The sequence below is a fragment of the Pauljensenia hongkongensis genome (assembly GCF_001746855.1).
Lineage (GTDB): Bacteria > Actinomycetota > Actinomycetes > Actinomycetales > Actinomycetaceae > Pauljensenia > Pauljensenia hongkongensis.
Map to the genome: position 1 here is coordinate 1,798,654 of NZ_CP017298.1, position 1,322 is coordinate 1,799,975.

A 1,322-nucleotide genomic window follows, 5' to 3' on the forward strand; every position below is an offset into this window, starting at 1 on the left:
CGCCCAAGAGCGGCACTGCCCCCGCCTCGCGCGGCGCGCAGGCCAACGGGGGAGCGGTCCCGGGAGCCGGGGCGCCCCCCTCGTCCGCCCGCTCCCGCTGATGGCCTCAACCCAGCCGCCGCCCGGGCCGTCCCAGGACGGGGCGGCGGCGCCTTCACGTGCCCAGATCCGCCGCTGGCGCAAGCACCTGGCGGAGGAGCGCATGGAGGCGCGCACCTACCGCGACCTCTCCGAGAGGCGCACGGGCGAGGAGCGCGCCGTCCTCCTCGCGCTCGAGGACGCCGAGCGGCGCCACGAGGAGTACTGGCTCGCGCGCCTGGGCGAGCACGCTCTGCCCGCCCCCAAGCCGCCCCTGCGCACGCGGGCGGCCGCCGTCCTGGCCCACCTCTTCGGCACGATCTTCATCCTGGCGATGGCCCAGCGGGCCGAGCAGCGCTCCTCCCGCGACGCCGATGACGACGTGCCCGCCCACATGCAGGCCGACGAGCACATCCACGCCGAGGTCATCCGCTCCCTGGCCGCCAAGTCCCGCGAGACCCTGGCGGGCACGTTCCGCGCCGCGGTCTTCGGCGCCAACGACGGACTGGTGTCCAACCTCGCCCTGGTGCTCGGCGTGGCGGCGACCGGGATGGCGCCCGGGCTGGTGCTGACGACCGGTGTCGCGGGCCTGCTCGCCGGCGCGCTGTCGATGGCCGCCGGCGAGTGGGTGTCGGTCACGAGCCAGCGCGAGCTCCTGGACGCGTCGATCCCCGACCCCAGTGCCAACCGGGCCGTGCCCGACTTGGACGTCGACGCCAACGAGCTCGCCCTCGTGTTCCGCGCCCGGGGCGAGAGCCCCGAGGAGGCCGACGCCCACGCCGCGCAGGTCTTCGCGAGGATCTCCGCCCCCGCCACGGGGGAGTCCGGGTCCATCCCGGTGCGCGCGGTTTTCGCCGGGGCGCAGGCCGAGGCCGGGGCCCACGAGCAGATCGGCACGCCCGCGAAGGCGGCCCTGTCCTCCTTCGCGTTCTTCGCCGTCGGCGCCCTCATCCCGTTGATCCCCTACATCGCGGGGCTCAGCGGCATCACCGCGATCGTGTGCGCCGCCGCGGTCGTCGGGTGCGCGCTGCTGGCGACCGGCGGCGTCGTCGGAGTGCTGTCGGGGCAGGCTCCGGCTCCCAGGGCATTGCGCCAACTCGCCATCGGCTACGGGGCGGCCGCCGTCACCTACCTGCTCGGCCTCGCCTTCGGCACGACGGCGGGGTGAGCGGGCGCCCGCCCGGCTCCGGGGACTGGCCGGGCGCGGCGAGGAGTGGTCCGGCTCCGGGGACTGGCCGGGCGCC

Annotated in this window: 1 protein-coding gene; it reads left to right on the forward strand. The window is 76.6% G+C overall.

Annotated elements, in window-relative coordinates; genetic code table 11:
* Positions 1-100 precede the first annotated feature (100 nt).
* Positions 101-1,246 carry a VIT1/CCC1 transporter family protein gene (locus tag BH719_RS07440; protein ID WP_009744207.1) on the forward strand — a complete coding sequence of 382 codons (1,146 nt, stop codon included), beginning with the start codon at positions 101-103 and terminating at the stop codon, positions 1,244-1,246.
* Positions 1,247-1,322: the final 76 nt, after the last annotated feature.